A 19,097-nucleotide genomic window follows, 5' to 3' on the forward strand; every position below is an offset into this window, starting at 1 on the left:
TGGATTGACTTACTTGATATTCACACTATTAATGGTTGAAAAAAATAAAAGTAAATCTAATAACTTAAAAATGGAACATCAAAATTGTACGTATATTAGGTATTCATTTTGACTATCTCAGATTGTGAAATTAAAAAGTGGACATAGCTATTTTGGGAATTTTAACCCCCATCCTAATTTGGAATGGGGGATTATTGTTGTTAAATTAATACTTAGCAAAAGAACTTCCTAAATCCCACATTTTGTCCTCTAGATTGTCTAATAACGTTTTTGTTCTCTTCTCAAGATTTTCTGGAAGCTCGTTTTTACTGAAATATGTAAGGTTCAAACTCTCGCCATCCTTCATTTCCAATACACCTCTTACATTTTTAGCTACATAAAGATGAATGACTGTATAGATTTCATCCCCATTTGAATATTGGAAATAATAATCTGGTCCTGAAAAAACACCGATCAAGTCAAATTCATTGGCCACAAGTCCTGTTTCTTCATGGAGCTCACGAGCAGCAACTTCTTCTAAAGTTTCATTTAGTTCCATTGAGCCTCCAGGTAATCCCCAATCTAACGTATCCGAACGATGTTGAAAGAGAATTTTCTTATCATCGTTGACCACAAGAATTGTCGCCCCAATGCTTATAATCGGTCTACTACCGATGAGTTTCCTTAATTCTGAAATATACCCCATATTTGCCCCCTAATATTTGTCATAAAAAACTATTCGCCTTTCCTAAATAAAAAACCTCTTTTTTTATAATCATTGAAAATGGCTTCCTTGGTATTGATAAACAATCTTTTTTTATACAAAATATTGCTAAAAAATGTAGAATAGTTCATCAAAAATGAAAAATAGCTTTTTACAATCAGTCTTTTCTGAATTTTACCTATATTGATTGTTTTGAAAACTCTATGTTAAGGTGAAAAGACAAATTGAATATGCTAAATTTTGGTGGTTCAAATGGGTTTGGTTCCATTTGATTAAAAGGGAAGTTGGTGAGAGTCCAACACTGTCCCGCAACTGTATTTAGGAGTTCGATAACAAGGCCACTGTTTTGGTTGTCAAAATGGGAAGGGGTTATTGTAGCGTTGATCATAAGTCAGGAGACCTGCCGCTAATGTAAGCATCAATTGACCTACGAGGATAGGGAGGTGTTAGCTACTGCATGATCTTTGTGAATTCACGTAAATTCACTGTTTCTTTGCTCTGTCATGCTTTTGTAGATTAACAACTTCTAAAGGGGTAGAAGTTGTTTTTTTGTTGTTCTTTCGTGTTTGAATGGTAACGCTTACATGAATAATTACACAAAGGGGTTGTAATGAATGGAGTTAAATTATTCACCAGGTCTTGATGGAATCATTGCCGCTGAAACAAAGCTATCTTTTTTAGACACTGTAGGAAGTCAAATTGTTATTCGAGGGTTTGATTTGATTGAATTATCACAGAGATATTCGTATTTGGATATTGTCTACTTATTGTTACATGGGGAAATACCAATTACCGAGCAACGAAATGACTTACAGGACAAGTTGAAATCTAATTATCAGGTTCCACTTGAAATTTTTCAAATTTTCAAGTTATTGCCCAATGGGACACATGCTATGGATGGACTCAGAACGGGGATTTCGGTTTTAGCAGGCTATGATCAGCAAATGAATGATCGTTCTACTGAAAAGAATTTGGGGCGAGCATATAGGCTTTTAGGTAGTATGCCTAATATTGTAGCGAATAGTTATCGTGTATTAAATGGTCAAGATGTCGTGGAGCCTGATAGCAAGCTTTCCTATAGTGCCAATTTTTATTACATGATTACCGGAAGAAAACCAACTTCGTTAGAAGAAGAAATTTTTGATCAGTCACTCGTTTTATATAGTGAACATGAGATGCCAAATTCAACGTTTACCGCGCGTGTTATTGCCTCTACACAATCTGATTTGTATGGTGCTTTAACTGGGGCTGTCGCATCATTGAAAGGTAATTTACATGGTGGGGCAAACGAGGCAGTAATGTATATGCTTCTTGAAGCCAAGACAGTAGAAGGCTTTGAGACATTGCTGAAAAATAAACTACAAAATAAAGAAAAGATTATGGGCTTTGGCCATCGTGTCTATATGAAAAAGATGGACCCAAGAGCGCAAATTATGAAAGAGGCTTTATATAAATTATGTTTGGAGCAAGGTGATGATCGCTTATATCACATGTGTGAAGCTGGTGAAAAAGTAATGGTACAGGAAAAAGGATTGTACCCAAATTTAGATTATTATGCGGCACCAGTGTACTACATGCTTGGTTTGCCGATTGAAATATATACACCAATCTTCTTTGGCTCACGAACGATCGGCTTATGTGCTCATGTAATTGAGCAGCATGACAATAATCGATTATTTAGACCTCGCGTCCATTATATTGGCGAGCGTCATAACCTTGAAGAATTATCGGTATAATCAAGTTTTAACAACTCGCCATAGAGCTGATGGGCATTCTGACCAATGTCTATCAGTATACTAGTATAGCAAATTCATGCATTGAAAGGAAGATATAGATGATTAAAACAAATGAAATTTCTAAGACAGATCAGTTACTAACTGATCTTGCCGATTACGTATTAAATACAACGATTACAAGTGAAGAAGCATATGAAACTGCACGTTATGTTTTATTAGATACATTAGGCTGTGGCATTTTGGCTTTACAGTATCCAGAATGTACGAAACTTCTTGGACCAGTTGTACCGGGTACGGTTGTTCCAAATGGCACACGTGTTCCAGGAACTTCCTATGTCCTCGATCCAGTGAAAGGCGCTTTTAATATTGGCTGCATGATTCGTTGGTTAGATTACAACGACACATGGCTTGCAGCTGAATGGGGACACCCTTCTGATAATTTAGGTGGCATATTAGCAGTTGCGGATTACTTGAGTCGTGTACGTATTGCTGAAGGCAAAGAGCCTCTTACAATAAAAGAAGTTTTAGAAATGATGATTAAAGCACATGAAATTCAAGGTGTACTAGCACTAGAAAATAGTCTGAATCGTGTTGGTTTAGATCACGTATTATATGTCAAAATTGCGACAACAGCGGTTGTGACAAAGGCATTAGGTGGAACGCGTCAAGAAATTATCAACGCATTATCAAATGCTTGGATTGATAATTCAAGTTTACGAACATACCGCCACGCCCCGAATACAGGATCGAGAAAATCATGGGCTGCAGGAGATGCGACAAGTAGGGCCGTGCAATTAGCCATGATGGCTGTAAAAGGTGAAATGGGTTATGCAACCGCCTTATCAGCACCAGGCTGGGGCTTCCAAGACGTGCTCTTTAATAAAAAAGAATTAAAGCTCGCAAGACCACTTGCTTCATATGTGATGGAGAATGTTCTTTTCAAAGTTTCTTTCCCAGCTGAATTTCATGCGCAAACTGCTGCAGAATGCGCAGTGCATTTACATCATGAAGTGAAAAATCGTTTAGATGATATTGAAAAAGTTGTCATTACGACACATGAATCAGCTATTCGCATCATCGATAAAGAGGGCCCACTAAATAATCCAGCTGACCGTGACCATTGTATTCAATACATTACAGCAATTGGGCTGATTTATGGTGATATTATTGCAGACCATTATGAAGATGATGTAGCAGCAGATCCACGTATAGATACACTAAGAAATAAAATGGTTGTTGTTGAAGAACCACAATATACAATCGATTACTTAGATCCAGAGAAGCGCTCTATCGCCAACGCTGTTCAAATTTATTATCAAGATGGGACATCATCAGAATTAGTAGAGTGTGAATATCCTTTAGGACATCGTTTCCGTCGTGATGAAGCATTCCCTAAAATCATTGATAAATTCCAACAAAATATGAGTACACATTTTTCACAAAAACAAGTAAATAAAATAAATGAAATCTGTTCTAATAAAAAGCTTGTTGAAAATAGCTATGTTCATGAATTTGTAGATTTATTCGTTTACTAATAGATGGGAGGTTTTGTAGATGGCGTGGATTGTAAATGAAGCTATTTCACAAGAAAAATTAGCTGAACAATTTAGAGCGTATATTGCACGTAGAGATATTTTACAAATACCAGGTGCACATGATGCAATGGCTGGCTTAATGGCCAAAAAAGTAGGCTTTGAGGCACTATATTTATCCGGAGCTGCCTACACAGCGAGTAGAGGCTTACCTGATTTAGGTATAATTTATTCGAATGAAGTAGCAAATCGCGCTAAAGACATTATTCGAGCTACAAATTTGCCTATGCTAGTGGACATTGATACTGGTTTTGGTGGTGTATTAAATGTTGCACGTACAGCTCGCGAAATGGTAGAGGCAGGGGTTGCAGCCGTGCAGTTAGAAGATCAAAATTTACCGAAAAAATGTGGACATTTGAATGGAAAAACACTTGTTTCTCAAGATGAAATGGTTCAAAAAATAAAAATGATGAAACAAATTGCACCCTCATTAGTCATTATAGCTCGTACAGATGCAAGATCTGTAGAAAGTTTAGAACAGGCGATTACACGAGCAAAGGCTTATGTAATCGCTGGGGCTGATGCTATTTTTCCAGAAGCCCTACAAAATGAAAAAGAGTTTAAACAATTTGCAAGTGAAGTAGAAGCTCCGTTATTAGCAAATATGACTGAATTTGGTCAAACGCCTTATTATACCGCGAAGGAGTTTGAAAAAATGGGCTATGCTATGGTCATTTATCCCGTTACATCAATGAGAGTAGCAGCAAAAGCATATGAACGAGTATTTAAACTGATAAAAAATACAGGAACCCAAAAAGAAGCTATTGAGGATATGCAATCTAGAAAAGAATTATATGAAGCTATTTCCTATTATAGATTCGAAGATTTAGATACTGAGCTAGCTAAAACTATCTTACCTAAAGAGGAAATCAAGGGATAACTCGCATTTTTCTACTTTCATTTCGAATATATCACTCACACTAATTAGCTATTCAGGGAGGGCTAGTATGGATAAAATAGAGGACCAGATGACAACTGAAGAAAGAATGGCTAATCTCTTTTCACCTGAAGACTTCCATGATGAGGAATTGCTCATTGGAAAAACGGCAGAAATGTTCATTAAACAGGAGGTTTCACCTAATATTCCATCTATTGAGCAACACCAGCATGAAGTAACCCGTAAATTATTTCAAAGGGCAGGGAATCTCGGTTTACTTGCCATTGAGGTACCTGAAGCTTATGGGGGACTTGAACTAACTAAGAAAATTTCAGGACTTGTTGCTGAAAAAATGGGTTTTGGTGGCTCATTTAGTGTCTCTTATAATATTCACGTAGGAGTTGGCACATTGCCTTATGTGTATTTTGGAGATGAGCAGCAAAAACAAGAATACTTACCAAAGCTGACATCCGGTGAATGGATTGGGGCCTATGCACTGACAGAATCAGATGCAGGCTCAGATGCTCTTCATCCAAAAACGAATGCTGTCTTGAATGAGGATGGTTCGGCCTGGGTATTGAATGGTGAAAAACAATGGATTACGAATGCGCGGCTGGCTGATGTTTTTGTCGTCTTTGCCAAAACAAACGAAGGAATGACGGCATTCATTGTAGAGCGTACCTTTCAAGGTGTATCTGTAGGACCTGAAGAAGAAAAGATGGGAATTAAAGGATCCTCTACTGCCACACTTATTCTTGAGGACGTAGAAGTGCCAAAGAAAAATATTCTTGGCGATGTTGGGAAAGGCCATAAGGTTGCGATGAATATTCTTAATATGGCACGTCTTAAATTGGCTTTTTCAAACATCGGGACATCAAAGCAGGCACTTCAGCTCGCTGTTAATTACGGGAAAGAACGCAAACAATTCAATACATCTTTAGTCAATTTCACAATGATACAGGAAAAGCTGGCCAACATGGCTATTGCGATTTATGGTGCAGAAAGTGCTGCTTATCGTACAGCGGGAGAAATGGATGATGCCATTGATTCAGCTGATAAAGTTATGCTCGTAAATAAAATATCGGACTTCGCTATGGAATGCGCGCTAAATAAAGTCAATTGCTCAGAAATGCTAGGGAAAATTGTGGATGAAGCGGTTCAAATACATGGCGGATATGGATACATGCAAGATTATGAAGTGGAACGACTATACCGTGACGCAAGAATTAGTCGTATTTTTGAAGGAACAAATGAAATTAATCGATTAACGATTTCCAAAATCTTATTAAACAGATATGCCAAAGCAGCTACTTCAAATAATGCTTCAACAGCTGATCAGCCATTAGAAAGAAATCATCAATACATTCAGCTTTCCAAGTATTTATTACAAATAGCATTAACAGCCATTTCAAATGCGCATATTAATATAGAACATGAACAGGAATATATGCGTCTGCTGGCTGATATGGTCAAGGTTATTTATGTGATGGAATCATCCTTGTTAAGGACGGAAAAGGCAGGAAATGAAAAAATAAAGCGCTTGATGACAGATATATTGTGTGAAGAAGGTTACCGAAGAATGGAAGAGTTTGTAGTCGAAATCATCTCTGCTACAGAAACAACTGAACAAAAACGAAGATTATGGCTGGACGAAATCCGACACTTGTCCATACCGATCTATCAAAATCTCTTTATGTTAAAAAGAGAGATTGCGAAAAATATCATAGATAATCCAAAATCTATTATCTAAAAAATAGATGTAATAAGGAGGAAAAAAATGATAGCTACATTTGCAAATATCAGTAAAGAAGGTTCCATCACAATCGTCAATTTGGATCATCCACCAGCAAATACATTGTCATCAGCATGTATTGAAAATCTACGTTTCATTTTTCAAGAGCTGTCGGTGGATGAAGAAACAAACGCCATTATTCTTACAGGTTCAGGTCGATTTTTCGCAGCAGGTGCGGATATTAAGGAATTTGTTGCTGCCTTCGGAAAGCAAGAGGACGCATTGAAAATGGCCGAAGCAGGACAAGCCTTATGCGACGAAATTGAGTCCATGAAAAAGCCTGTCATTGCTGCCATTAATGGTCCTGCCCTTGGTGGTGGGCTTGAACTTGCATTGGGCTGCCATTTCAGGATTGCTTCAGATAATGCGATTCTAGGCTTACCCGAATTAAAGCTCGGGCTACTGCCAACGTTTGGAGGCACACAGCGGCTTAGCAGAATCACAAGTCAGGCAAAGGCCCTACAATTAATTTTAACAAGCCAACAATTAAGCGCTGACGAGGCACTACAACTTGGCATTATTCAAATGGTAACAGAACCGACAGAGCTTTTAACAACAGCAAAGGCTATTGCTCAATCTTTTATCGAAGGAAAAAGTATGACAAGTGTATCACGTACAATTGAGTGTGTGATTCAAGGAATGAGAGAAGATTTTCAAACAGGGCTTGAAAGGGAGCGCACAAAATTTGCTGAACTGTTTTTAACGGATGATGCCAAAGAAGGGGTTCAGGCATTTATAGAAAAAAGACAACCGCGATTCAAACATTCTTAAAGGAGGTAAAGAGCATGGATAACGAAGTATTATTTTCGGTCAGTGATGGTGGGGTCGCATTTATTACGCTTAATCGCCCAAAAGCTTTAAATTCGCTTTCCTATGAAATGCTAAAGCCTATAGGTGAGAAATTAAAAGAATGGCAAACAAATGACCAAATCCATGTCATCGTTCTAAAAGGTGAAGGTGAGAAAGGATTTTGTGCTGGAGGTGATATCAAAACGCTTTATAAGGCACGTTCTAGTCAGGAAGCGTTTGAAAAAGCCGAAATCTTTTTTGAGGAAGAATATAAGGTTGATATGGCCATCTATCGTTTTCCAAAACCGATTATTGCCTGCCTGGACGGCATAGTTATGGGAGGTGGAGTAGGCTTAACCTATGGTGCAAGCCACCGAATCATTACAGAACGTACTAAATGGGCGATGCCGGAAATGAATATTGGATTCTTTCCAGATGTGGGAGCGGCCCATTTCTTAAATAAAGCTCCTGGATTTATAGGGCGTTACTTAGCCTTAACCGCATCAGTTATCCAGGCTCCAGATGTTCTCTTTGCAAATGCTGCTGATAGTTACATGGATAGTGATAAACTATCTGAATTCCTTGCACGTGTTGAACAGACGGAGTGGCATGGGCTAGATGTAAATGTGATTTTAAATCAGCTCTTAACTGCTTATGCTAGTCATCCAGTAAAGAATGGGAAACTTTCCGCTCTTCAAAACGAGATTGATAAACATTTCTCAAAGGATACGGTGGAAGAGATTTTAGAGTCATTAGAGAAGGATCCAAGCGAATTTGCATCGGAAACAAAGCAACTGCTTCTGTCTAAATCACCATCTTCATTAAAAATTACATTAAAGCAGCTAACAGACGGAAAAGAAAAAACACTAGAAGAATGCTTTGCCACTGATCTTCTATTGGCGAAAAAATTTTTGAGACATGATGACTTTTTTGAAGGTGTACGTTCCGTCGTGATTGATAAGGATCGAAATCCACAGTATATCTATAAAACAGTAGTTGATTTTACAGATGAGGATATAAAAAAGTTTTTTCAAGATAGTGGTGTTAAAGTAAATAAATAATATAAAAAAACGAGTACGGTACTTTTTTTGGTAACCTGTACTCGTTTTAAGTTTTTTTAGCTTTGGAAGGGTGATAATTATCGTTTAAAGTATGTTGAACAATTATTTTAATGAAACAAAGGGATATTTTGGCTTTTATAGACAACCTATCAAATTGTTAATGAGAAGTGAAACTATTGGAAGTTACGCAAGAACAAAAGTCGTTATTCGGTAGAATTGGGTATCTCTGTTTACCAGCTAATAATATCGATGAAACAATTGAATGGTACCAAAATAAGCTTGGATTTAAGCTTAAAGTACCAGGTTTCAGGATGATAGTGGTTATGTAGCCGTATTAACTTAGTATCTTAACACTACTTGTCCAAAAATAATCAAACAACCTGAATAGTTTTTAAGTCAGTACAATTAGTACTGGCTTTTTTATACGTATAGTGATTGGAAGTAGGGGGAGTATGAAATGATTTTCCTAGAAGCAAAAGAACGAAAAAAAGGCATCTCATCCATAGATGAGACACCTTTTCTTGAAATTATTGAGCTACTCGTTGGATAAAGGCATCTAAATGTACTAGTGTGACATTGTCGTTCACCCCGAAAGTATTGTCACCTTTACCAACCGTAATTTTATTGGAAGCGAGAATGGATACATAATTGTAAGCCCAATGCGTACTTGGAACATCAACGAATTGTAGTGCTGCTCCTTGTTGTTTTAAATGGAATGCTTCCACTAAAACTTTCGATAATTGACCACGTGTCATCGGAGAACCTGGATTGAATTTTCCATTTTCATCCCCCGTAAAAACGCCGATTTTTTTTAGTGCTTCCGCTGCACCCGCATATTTAGACGCTGGTGTTATATCAGGAAAACTTGAATTGGTGTTACTAGTATCTAAATTTAACTGCTTAGCTAGTTTAAGAGCTACCTCTCCACGCGATGCATAAACGCTAAAGTCGATTTCAGCATCTTTTACTTCTCCTTCAGTGAAGTTTGCTATGCGTTTTGCCCCTACGTAACGAGATCCCCAGTAATAGGGATCATTGATTTTATCGATTTTAACCCCAGAACTTGTAGTAGCTGAAATAAAATTGCTGTCCCCTATGTATATGCCAACATGGGAAATACCGCTTCCCGAAGTATTAAAAAATACAAGATCACCAGTCTTCAACTGATCTTTAGCAATCGAAGTACCTTGCTGATATTGAGCTGTAGATGTACGTTCTAGTGAAATCCCTAACTTAGAAAATACGATTTGTGTATATGCTGAACAATCTACACCTGTCTTAATATCTGTTCCTCCATATTGATAAGGAACACCTATATATGCTTTTGCTGTATTTGTTATATCTGCTATTGTTGCCGCTTTCGCTTCATGAACACCCATGCCTGTGAAGAACATAAACGATGCGAAAATAGGTAGTAACCATTTTTTCTTCAATTAAATCTTACTCCTTTCAAAAAGCTTTCGCCTTTTAATAAAGTAAGAATAGCATGAAACAAGCATGAGTTATTTTTCAATCATATTACCGACATATTACCGATTACCGTTAATCAGCAAAATTGAAATCTTAATTTTAAATGTGTAAAACTTCTGCAATAATCATGGGCAATTTTACTAAAAAAAATTTAAATAATTGGATATAGAGGAGTTAAAAGGGGTAATTAAGAGGTTTCATCCAATTGAAAAACCGTTATTTATTTTTAAGTGATTCCCTTTTATAAACAGAAGAAGGAACAAATAGGTAATAGAGGAATACACGAAAGTAGATATTCTTAATAACAATATAGATATTTTTGAGCAGAAAGAATATATTAATATCTCTGATGTAGAACGGAACCTTTATTCGAATAAGTAATTTTTGCTATTCGTTTACGATTCAGCAATTCTAATACAATACCATACTACTATATTTCGACAAAATATTTTCATGGTATAATATCCCTAAAAAGGAGTGGTTTTTTTGGGAAATCGAAATTATTTTAAAGTCATAAAATTTCTAGTATGTTTATCTGTTAGTTTATATATCATACATTATCCGATTATTTCCTTTGCTGAAACACTTGATACCCATTTAACTAGTGAAAAAAGCAAATCTACTGACATTGATACGGGTATTGCAAACTTGAACTACAATAGCAACGAAGTTTTAGCAGTGAAAGGAGATAAGATAGAACGTTTTGTTCCAAGAGAAGGTATAAACTCAAAAGATAAATTTATAGTTGTTGAACGAAACAAAAAATCACTTACAACTTCACCAGTAGATATTTCAATTATCGATTCTATGGCGAATCGTACCTATCCAGGAGCGTTACAACTTGCAAATCAAGCTTTTGTAGACAATCAACCTAGTTTATTGGTGGCCAAAAGAAAACCGCTAAATATAAGCATAGATTTACCTGGCATGAAAAGAGAAAATACAACGACCGTGGATAATCCTACATATGGTAATGTATCTGGTGCAATAGATGAGCTAGTATCTACTTGGAGTGATAAATACTCAACAACCCATACTTTACCTGCAAGACTACAATATTCAGAATCTATGGTTTACAGCAAATCTCAAATAGCAAGCACCCTAAATGTGAATGCCAAAGTTCTGGACAATTCACTGGGAATTGACTTTAATGCGATTGCAAATGGAGAGAAAAAAGTGATGGTTGCGGCGTATAAACAAATATTTTATACCGTAAGTGCAGAACTACCTAACAATCCATCAGACCTTTTTGATGATAGCGTTTCGTTTGAAGAGTTAACTCGTAAAGGAGTAAGTAATGAGGCTCCTCCCGTTATGGTGTCAAATGTAGCTTATGGCAGAACAATTTATGTGAAATTAGAAACAAGCTCTAAGAGCAAGGATGTACAAGCTGCATTTAAAGCCTTACTGAACAATGTTAATACGAATGTAGAAACGAGTGGACAGTATAAAGATATTTTTGAAGAAAGTTCCTTTACTGCTGTAGTATTAGGCGGAGATTCACAACAGCATAACCAGGTTGTCTCAAAAGATTTTAATGATATTAGAAAAATAATTAAAGATAATGCAGAATTTAGTCTTAAAAATCCAGCATACCCAATTTCATATACAAGTGTTTTCTTAAAGGATAATTCAATTGCTGCTGTTCATAACAATACAGATTATATCGAGACAACATCTACAGAATACACTAAAGGCAGCATCATCCTGGATCATTACGGGGCATATGTTGCTCAATTTGAAGTAGCCTGGGATGAATTCTCATATGATGAAAATGGAGAAGAAGTGCTATCTCATAAAACTTGGAACGGAAACTGGAAAGACAAAACAGCTCATTTCTCTACAGTAATACCTCTTCCGCCTAATTCAAAAAATATAAGAATTTATGCAAGAGAATGTACAGGTCTTGCATGGGATTGGTGGAGAACAATTATTGATGAATACAATGTTCCATTATCTAATGAAATAAAAGTTTCAATTGGAGGAACTACATTATACCCAACAGGTACTATTAATTAGGTACCTTTCATGATTAGAATGTAAATCCAATCTAAGCTAGGGCTTGAAGCGGGTGAATGGTCAAACTAAGTATTAAAATAAAGATCAAAGTACGATCATCCATTCTGGATAAACAAACGGCTGAGACTCTTGTTATACAAGAACTCAGCCGTTTCTATTTTCACAAACATCTCTCCGAATAGAAAGAACACCACCAAAGACTGCACCAAGTGTTGTAGGAAGAAATTCCACCTTTACGACATAATATGGAAATTATTTTGTAACTTAGTTTAAACGAGTTCGTCGAATGGTAAAGGGGGATGTGCATGAAGAAATATTTTTTATATGTAGTAGCTCTTTTAGGACTTACTATGATAACGGGGTGTTCAAATAATGATGGATTGTCCGGAAAAGAGCCACCTAAAGCCTTTATAGAGATAGAAAATAAAAAATTTGAAACTACACTCGGTACTTATTGTTGGCAAGATCGATGCGTTGATACTGCTGGACCAGTTGAACTTTTAGAAGGCCAAAAGCCTATAAAAGTTAAATCAGGTGAAAACATAACGCTTGTATTGGACTATGAAAAAAAACCGAATGAATTTCATGTTGCTCAAATAAGTGGTAACAAGGATACTGAGGTCGTGGTCAAAGACAATCGTTTTACTGCACCTACACAACGTGGCGTATATTATTATTCTTATGGCGTTTGGTGGATGGATGAAAAGGAAGCGAATGTATCTAATGGCGACGCTTTCTATGCCTTTGTTTTAAAAGTAGAATAGCTATTACATTATAAAGCGCGATATGGATCAACTACAAGTGAAAAAGTTGTGGATATTGTTTTTCTTTGTGAATAGAATGGGGGAAGCGATGAGCTCGAAGCGGTGTTATGGTTAATTACTGAAGTACTATTAAGCCACCTCCATTCGCCAAAATATTTAAAGGAAAGTATTAAACATGCGGAGGCGTTGATTCAAATTCATTTGTCATCAGTGCTTTAAATTTATCATAGTAGTAAAGTAGTTATACATAAATGGGGGGCTTTGTATGAAAAAAAGGATATATATTGTAAGACACTGTGAAGCACAGGGGCAACCTCCGGAGTCACAACTTACCGAAAAAGGATTGATACAAGCAAAATATTTATCTGAATTTTTCTCAAATAGTAAAATTGACCGAATAATATCAAGTCCTTTTTTACGTGCAATTCAATCAGTAGAACCGATTAGTGAGGAAACAAACATAAACATAGAGATTGATGAACGATTATCAGAACGTACACTAAGTACTACGGATTTACCTGACTGGCTTGAAAAACTTAAAGCAACATTCAATGATTTGGAGCTGAAATTTCAAGGTGGAGAGTCAAGTAAAGAAGCTATGAACCGAATAGTAACAGTTGTAGATGAAGTTTTTAAAAGTGAATCTGAAAACACAATAATCGTTACTCATGGAAATTTAATGTCTCTGCTACTAAAAAATTATGATAACAGTTTTGATTTTGATTGTTGGAAGAATCTTAGTAATCCTGATGTGTTTGTATTATGTAACACAAACAATGAAGTATATAAGAAACGTTTATGGCAAGAAGAACTAATAGAAAAATAATCAATTTTCTTAAATAAGAGGACGTCTTCTGGAATACCCCAACACATTTAAACGATTAGATCTTGTTAGGGTAAAGAAATGACTGTGAAAATTTCTACTTAAACTATAGAGTACTTTAGTTAAATTTCAATTCACGAAATATCAAAACAAAAAAGCAGATTTATTCTACACGTTTTGTAGATTAAATCTGCCTTTTGTTTTAATAGCAACAATCTTTGGGAAAACAATCTTTTATTTTTATAGTAAAAAGCTTTTATAAGGACGACTGTAGCCAAGCTCGAAATTCCGACTTTGCCTACAGTCTAAGAAGCAATTTACAGTGAATCATTTTCAGAGTACCTATAGCTTTCGAACCGCTTTTCTTTTCTGTTCGATTTTTCTAAATACCAAAGAAACCATTGTAAGTACAAAATAAAGTATGACAAAATTTAGAATTACACTATTATCACTTTTATTCGCTATATAAACGTATAGCCCTACCACCAACGCAAAAATTAATGGTTTGTAAATTGAATTCAAAATCAATCCACCTTTTCTTAATTTTACAATATTTCCTTGGATAGATTGTTTTTAAAATAATATGTTAAATGTTGATATGTAATAAATTAACATATTGAACACAAAATTGGAAAGGATGATTTTTTCGAATGCAGAGGGACCCTGGCAATATAAACTGGCACCTATGTCAAGGACTGTAGCAATAATTATCAAAGCAAGGAAATATGAACCCGTTTATGAACAACAATAATTTTGCTTCGATTGTGAACGACTTTAAAGGTTCATCTAGTTGGGGTGAAACGTCTATTTTAGGGCAACCCTTAAATTTGATTAATTTGGTCTAAGGCAACTTATTTTTACTCCCGAATTTTATTTAGTAATGGTAAAAAAGGTTGCTGTAGACCCACTCGATATTCGTCTGCTATCATAGTTGAGTATTAATTGAAGGAAGAAGAGTAATGAGTATTTGAGGATAATTCTTCCCGCATTTTTTATGGATAAAACTCTTACTCGGAGGAGATATAAATGGTTAGTGAGAGAGAACAAATTAGCAAAAAAGTTGCATGGATTGCACTTATATCCAACCTAATTCTTATGGTAGGTAAAATCTTCTTTGGTCTTTTTGGGGATAGTGAGGCTGTTTTTGCAGATGGGATTCACTCTGGAGCAGATGTAGTAGCTTCGATTGCTGTGCTAGCAGTAGTTGGTATCTCAAATAAACCACCTGATAAGGATCATCCATTTGGGCATGGTAAGGCGGAGGTTATTAGTGAAGCAATCGTTGGAATTATTTTAATAATAGTTTCACTATATATTTTAGTAGAAGCAATTTTAGCATTTTTTGAAAAACCCAGTGTACCACAGTACAGTGCATTGATTGCAGCTATAATTTCTTACATAGCAAAAGAAATATTATATAGATACTCCATAAAACAAGGAAAAAAATGGAACAGCAAGGCTATTATAGCGATTGCGTTAGATCATAAAGGTGATATTGTTGCTTCCCTTGCCGCATTCATTGGAGTCCTCTTAGCGATTATAGGAAATGCAATTGGATGGACATTTTTGCTATACGCTGATGCTATTGCGAGTGCTTTAGTAGCTTATTTTATTTTTAGAATCGCAATGGAATTAGTTAAACCTTCTGTGGATGTTTTAATGGAAAAAAGTGTAGACCAGGAACTTTTAGACGACTATGAATCTACTATTCATGAGTTTAATCAAGTGCAACGAATAGACAAAATTCGTGCAAGAGAACATGGTCATTATAAGCTTCTAGACATTCGTCTATCACTAAATCATAATTTAACAATTAAACAAGGACATGATATAGCTCGTGAGATAAAAAATGAACTATTAAATAAATACCCAGACGTAGGGGAAGTCCTAATCCATATAAATCCTTACTTTATAGAACCTAATCAAGAGTAGTAGTACCATTTTACGCAGCTTGTACTGGTGGCGCTAATATCGATGCCATTATTACTTGTTTTGAAAGACATTTGTGTTCTTTTATTGCTTAAATTGAATCATGTATTTTGATAAAAACAAGAAGCCTTCGAATAATTTTATTAAAAGTCAAGATTTTAAGTGATGCACTTAATGTATCAGTATCCTTTATACAATGTGTAACATTATAATAAGTTATTTTAAAGCTGAACTAAACACAAAAATTAGTTCAGCTTTTTTATTTGTGTTTAAGGGAATGATATGAAAGTATAATATAAGTTAGATGTTAAGTTATATCTTCTTCAACTTAACGGGGCAAGATAGTTGAAGAAGTAGAATTAGATTAGACCTTTGGACGATTCCCAAATTCCAGAAAATTGATATTATTAAAAATAATATAGTAAAAGGGGTGTCACTTTTGATAATAGGTTTATATGAAGCGCATTTACCAGTAAGTAACCTGAAAAAATCTATTGAATTTTATACAGATCTTGGTTTAGAGTTTGACCACAGTGTTGAGGATAAAATAGCTTTTTTGTGGATTGAAAAAGATAAAAGTTGGTTGGGATTATGGGAAACCGATAAAGTAGAAATTGAATATCATCCTTCAATTAGACATATAGCTTTTCAAGTCTCGTTGGAAGGATTGAAAAATTCAGTTAGTTGGCTTAAACATAAGGGATATGAACCAAGAGAAGCATTTGGTTTTGAGCCTCTTGAACCCTTTGTTATGGCTCATAATGGTTATGCTCACGCCAAAATACATTTTAATGATCCAGATGGAAATAGTTTAGAGTTTATTTGTAAACTTGAAAATCCTAAGAAAATTACAAAACGTATGTACTTAAGTGAGTGGGAGCAACTAATTATGGATAGCTAGAAAAATATTTATTGAGCTAACGGAGTGCTTTACTTCAAGATGAGATTCCACAGAGACCCCATCTTTTTCTTATTCAACTAACGAGGCAGGTTAACGCAAAAAGGTTTAAACTAGAGGTATTGAGTGGCATACTGGCCCTTATTTATTGCGTTGGGAATTTAAGCGTGATTTTGAAGACTTAGAAATTATTATTACAGAAGTTCAAAATCCTATTGCAGATAGAAAAATGAATCCTAATTTGCCTAAAACGGTATTAAAGACGAAATGCAACTTTGATGAATTTGTACTATGTGTAGTAAAAGAATTGGACCGAATTATTAAACAAAGGGGAATTTTAGGATACCGTCAAGAATGGCAAAGTTCCACATTTCCAGTCGATGGATTTCTTGCTTTGAAATATGCTTGTCTTTATAAAAAACCTTTTGAAATTACAAAGAAGGACAGTGGCACATCTCTTGATGAGGAACTTAATTTGTTGAATAAAAATATTGATGAAATGTAGAGTTAGAAAAGTTTGTGAAGAATTGTTCTTAAACAAACGGGTGCTTTAGTAAGGTAGCCTTGCGATTACGAGAAAAGAAAGACTGTAAACAAGGTTTGCGTTGTTTACAATCTGCTATGATCTTATTAATGAGTATTCAAATTCAATAATTTTCTTGTTTAATGTGTATGCTTTTTATTGCATCAATTCGTTCTTTTTGGTGATCAGATAATTGGTCAAAAGGAACGCCACTAAATGCATGGATAAACGGATCTTCTACATCTGTAGTAATGCCACTCAATTCCTCAACTATTACGTGAGAACAAAACGGTACATTTGCTGTACTATAGCCACCTTCATGCACAGCAACCAATTTTCCTCCACAGTTAGATTCAGCTAGTTGCATCATAAATTTCGTCATTTTTCTATAGCCCTCTGCAGATACCATCATTCTCCCTAATGGATCAAAAATACTTGCATCTTGTCCTGCAAATATGGAGTTTGCAATCAATTTTAGTTTTAACAAGTAAATTTCCGTAACATGGAACTTAGTTTTTTGTAAGTGTTAGGGGACCATGTTGACAATCTAATATTTTTTTATTATTATTTTAAAAACGTTAAGGAATCAATATAATATCGTATAACCCCAATAATATGGTTTGGGGGTCTCTACCAGGAACCGAAATTCCTGATTACGAAGAAAGTACAAATCTTGTATTTTCTTTGTAGTCAGGAATTTTTTTGTATTTTAATCTAAAAATTTAATTCAGGAGGTCAAAAAAATGAACTTTTTAGCATTACCCAAAATTGAACTTCACTGTCATTTGGATGGAAGCTTAAGAGCTGAAACTATTATCGATATTGCACAAAAGGAAGAAATTCAGCTACCCTCTTTTGATAAGGATGAGCTGCAAAAGGAGCTGATTGCTCCGTTAGAATGTGAATCTCTTGATGAGTATTTAAAAAGATTTGCTCTTCCTAATTTGGTCATGCAGTCCAAGGAGAACTTAAGAAGAATTACTTTCGAGCTATTTGAGGATGCAACAAGAGAAAATGTGAAATATTTAGAAGTCAGATTTGCCCCGTTACTTCACACATTACAAGGTCTTGGTGTTGAAGAAGTTATTCAATCTGTTATAGAGGGGATGAGGGACGCTGAAAGTCGTTACGAAATAAAGGGAAATATAATCCTGTCTTGCATGAGGACAATGTCTGCAGAAAGTGCATTTGAGGTAGTTGAAAAGGGGAAAAAGTTCCTTGGAAATGGTGTAGTGGCAATTGACCTATGTGCATCCGAAGAAGAAAGCTTTTGTAAAAAATTCGTAGATCCGATCGCATTAGCCAAAAAATATGGCTACAGAGTCACTATCCATGCCGGTGAAACGGGAATTGGTAAAAACGTTCTAGAGGCTGTTGAAATGTTAGGTGCTGAAAGAATAGGACATGGAGTATTTATTAAAGATTGTGCCGAGGCTTATAAAATTGTGAAAGAAAGACAGGTAGTGCTTGAAATGTGTCCAACAAGTAATGTCCAAACGAAAGCTGTTCATAATTATTCGGAACATCCGATTTATAAGTTTCATAAAGATGGAATAAAAGTGACATTTAATACAGATAACCGAACAGTATCAGATACTACAATGGCAAAAGAAATCCATTTAGTTAACAACGAATTTAATCTAAGTGAAGAAGATTATCGACAAATTTATTTAAATAGTGTAGAAGCATCCTTTGCGGATCAAGAAACTAAAGAATGGTGCTTGGCACAATATTAAAGAAAATTAAACTTAGCAACGTAAAACTAATCTTTTGTAAAATTAGCAGAATGTGAAGAAATATACGTAAAGTAACGGGTGGCGTTTGTTGAATAAGAAATAAAACAACTTATTATTCAGTTTGTCTAGAAAATTGGATAGTTTTACTATACGACATAATATCTCTTACATTGAGGGGATGGAGTTCCAATTTTGTAAAATCGACGAGCAACATGTACTTGGATTATGTTTAGTTCCTATGCAGAGTAAACATGTGGAGAAATCTGGATTAAGTGAATTAGTCGATCGCATTAAAAATATTGTATAGACCTCCCTCTATAAATGTTGATATATCAACGGTTTGACCCGTTTTTAAGAGTGATAAAAAATTTTTTTATCACAACTT

16 protein-coding genes and 2 riboswitches are annotated in these 19,097 nt (G+C 35.3%); of the genes, 13 read left to right on the plus strand and 3 right to left on the minus strand.

Annotated features, from left to right (window positions below):
- Positions 1-205: 205 nt before the first annotated feature.
- Positions 206-685, minus strand: a complete 480-nt coding sequence (locus AN161_RS23120; protein WP_053596663.1) for an NUDIX hydrolase — start codon at positions 683-685, stop codon at positions 206-208.
- A 245-nt stretch (positions 686-930) separates the two neighbouring features.
- A riboswitch (cobalamin riboswitch) is annotated at positions 931-1,126 on the plus strand.
- Positions 1,127-1,317: 191 nt separating this feature from the next.
- Between AN161_RS23120 and mmgD the strand changes: the two genes are divergently transcribed.
- The 6 genes from mmgD to AN161_RS23150 all read left to right on the plus strand — a co-directional run bounded on the left by mmgD (position 1,318) and on the right by AN161_RS23150 (position 8,550).
- Entirely contained in the window at positions 1,318-2,439 is a 1,122-nt protein-coding gene (gene mmgD / locus AN161_RS23125; protein WP_053596664.1) for a citrate synthase, read from the plus strand.
- A 98-nt stretch (positions 2,440-2,537) separates the two neighbouring features.
- Entirely contained in the window at positions 2,538-3,974 is a 1,437-nt protein-coding gene (gene prpD / locus AN161_RS23130) for a 2-methylcitrate dehydratase (protein WP_053596665.1), read from the plus strand.
- A 19-nt stretch (positions 3,975-3,993) separates the two neighbouring features.
- A complete protein-coding gene (gene prpB / locus AN161_RS23135; protein WP_053596666.1) occupies positions 3,994-4,911 on the plus strand; it encodes a methylisocitrate lyase in 918 nt (305 codons plus the stop codon).
- Positions 4,912-4,978: 67 nt separating this feature from the next.
- Entirely contained in the window at positions 4,979-6,658 is a 1,680-nt protein-coding gene (locus tag AN161_RS23140) for an acyl-CoA dehydrogenase family protein (protein ID WP_053596667.1), read from the plus strand.
- A gap of 27 nt (positions 6,659-6,685) precedes the next feature.
- Complete coding sequence (locus AN161_RS23145; protein ID WP_053596668.1) at positions 6,686-7,471, plus strand: enoyl-CoA hydratase-related protein; 786 nt, start codon at positions 6,686-6,688, stop codon at positions 7,469-7,471.
- A 14-nt stretch (positions 7,472-7,485) separates the two neighbouring features.
- Positions 7,486-8,550: an enoyl-CoA hydratase/isomerase family protein gene (locus AN161_RS23150; protein ID WP_053596669.1), complete on the plus strand. Its 1,065-nt coding sequence runs from the start codon at positions 7,486-7,488 to the stop codon at positions 8,548-8,550.
- A 527-nt stretch (positions 8,551-9,077) separates the two neighbouring features.
- Here AN161_RS23150 and AN161_RS23155 read toward each other — a convergent pair.
- Positions 9,078-9,983: a C40 family peptidase gene (locus AN161_RS23155; protein ID WP_053596670.1), complete on the minus strand. Its 906-nt coding sequence runs from the start codon at positions 9,981-9,983 to the stop codon at positions 9,078-9,080.
- Between the two features lie 523 nt (positions 9,984-10,506).
- Between AN161_RS23155 and AN161_RS23160 the strand changes: the two genes are divergently transcribed.
- The 6 genes from AN161_RS23160 (at position 10,507) to AN161_RS23190 (ending at position 16,958) form a co-directional block, all read left to right on the plus strand.
- Entirely contained in the window at positions 10,507-12,039 is a 1,533-nt protein-coding gene (locus AN161_RS23160; RefSeq protein WP_143115043.1) for a thiol-activated cytolysin family protein, read from the plus strand.
- A 305-nt stretch (positions 12,040-12,344) separates the two neighbouring features.
- Positions 12,345-12,803 (plus strand): hypothetical protein, encoded by a 459-nt coding sequence (locus AN161_RS23165; protein ID WP_053596672.1) that lies wholly within the window; start codon positions 12,345-12,347, stop codon positions 12,801-12,803.
- Positions 12,804-13,068: 265 nt separating this feature from the next.
- Positions 13,069-13,629, plus strand: coding sequence for a histidine phosphatase family protein (locus tag AN161_RS23170; RefSeq protein WP_053596673.1), 561 nt, complete (start codon positions 13,069-13,071; stop codon positions 13,627-13,629).
- A 1,023-nt stretch (positions 13,630-14,652) separates the two neighbouring features.
- Positions 14,653-15,558 carry a cation diffusion facilitator family transporter gene (locus AN161_RS23180; protein WP_053596675.1) on the plus strand — a complete coding sequence of 302 codons (906 nt, stop codon included), beginning with the start codon at positions 14,653-14,655 and terminating at the stop codon, positions 15,556-15,558.
- Between the two features lie 436 nt (positions 15,559-15,994).
- Complete coding sequence (locus AN161_RS23185) at positions 15,995-16,456, plus strand: VOC family protein (protein WP_053596676.1); 462 nt, start codon at positions 15,995-15,997, stop codon at positions 16,454-16,456.
- Between the two features lie 145 nt (positions 16,457-16,601).
- A complete protein-coding gene (locus AN161_RS23190) occupies positions 16,602-16,958 on the plus strand; it encodes a hypothetical protein (protein WP_053596677.1) in 357 nt (118 codons plus the stop codon).
- A 142-nt stretch (positions 16,959-17,100) separates the two neighbouring features.
- Here AN161_RS23190 and AN161_RS23195 read toward each other — a convergent pair whose 3' ends face one another.
- Complete coding sequence (locus AN161_RS23195; protein WP_053596678.1) at positions 17,101-17,463, minus strand: hypothetical protein; 363 nt, start codon at positions 17,461-17,463, stop codon at positions 17,101-17,103.
- A 90-nt stretch (positions 17,464-17,553) separates the two neighbouring features.
- A riboswitch (purine riboswitch) is annotated at positions 17,554-17,652 on the plus strand.
- Positions 17,653-17,719: 67 nt separating this feature from the next.
- Here AN161_RS23195 and add point away from each other — a divergent pair.
- Positions 17,720-18,712, plus strand: coding sequence for an adenosine deaminase (gene add, locus AN161_RS23200; protein ID WP_053596679.1), 993 nt, complete (start codon positions 17,720-17,722; stop codon positions 18,710-18,712).
- Positions 18,713-19,097: the final 385 nt, after the last annotated feature.

The sequence above is a fragment of the Lysinibacillus sp. FJAT-14222 genome, assembly GCF_001278875.1.
Lineage (GTDB): Bacteria > Bacillota > Bacilli > Bacillales_A > Planococcaceae > Lysinibacillus > Lysinibacillus agricola.

Bases quoted from the DNA above. Each gene is read 5' to 3' on its own strand.
- AN161_RS23120 (WP_053596663.1), bottom strand. From the start codon at position 685: ATGGGGTATATTTCAGAATTAAGGAAACTCATCGGTAGTAGACCGATT.
- mmgD (WP_053596664.1), top strand. From the start codon at position 1,318: ATGGAGTTAAATTATTCACCAGGTCTTGATGGAATCATTGCCGCTGAA.
- prpD (WP_053596665.1), top strand. From the start codon at position 2,538: ATGATTAAAACAAATGAAATTTCTAAGACAGATCAGTTACTAACTGAT.
- prpB (WP_053596666.1), top strand. From the start codon at position 3,994: ATGGCGTGGATTGTAAATGAAGCTATTTCACAAGAAAAATTAGCTGAA.
- AN161_RS23140 (WP_053596667.1), top strand. From the start codon at position 4,979: ATGGATAAAATAGAGGACCAGATGACAACTGAAGAAAGAATGGCTAAT.
- AN161_RS23145 (WP_053596668.1), top strand. From the start codon at position 6,686: ATGATAGCTACATTTGCAAATATCAGTAAAGAAGGTTCCATCACAATC.
- AN161_RS23150 (WP_053596669.1), top strand. From the start codon at position 7,486: ATGGATAACGAAGTATTATTTTCGGTCAGTGATGGTGGGGTCGCATTT.
- AN161_RS23165 (WP_053596672.1), top strand. From the start codon at position 12,345: ATGAAGAAATATTTTTTATATGTAGTAGCTCTTTTAGGACTTACTATG.
- AN161_RS23170 (WP_053596673.1), top strand. From the start codon at position 13,069: ATGAAAAAAAGGATATATATTGTAAGACACTGTGAAGCACAGGGGCAA.
- AN161_RS23180 (WP_053596675.1), top strand. From the start codon at position 14,653: ATGGTTAGTGAGAGAGAACAAATTAGCAAAAAAGTTGCATGGATTGCA.
- add (WP_053596679.1), top strand. From the start codon at position 17,720: ATGAACTTTTTAGCATTACCCAAAATTGAACTTCACTGTCATTTGGAT.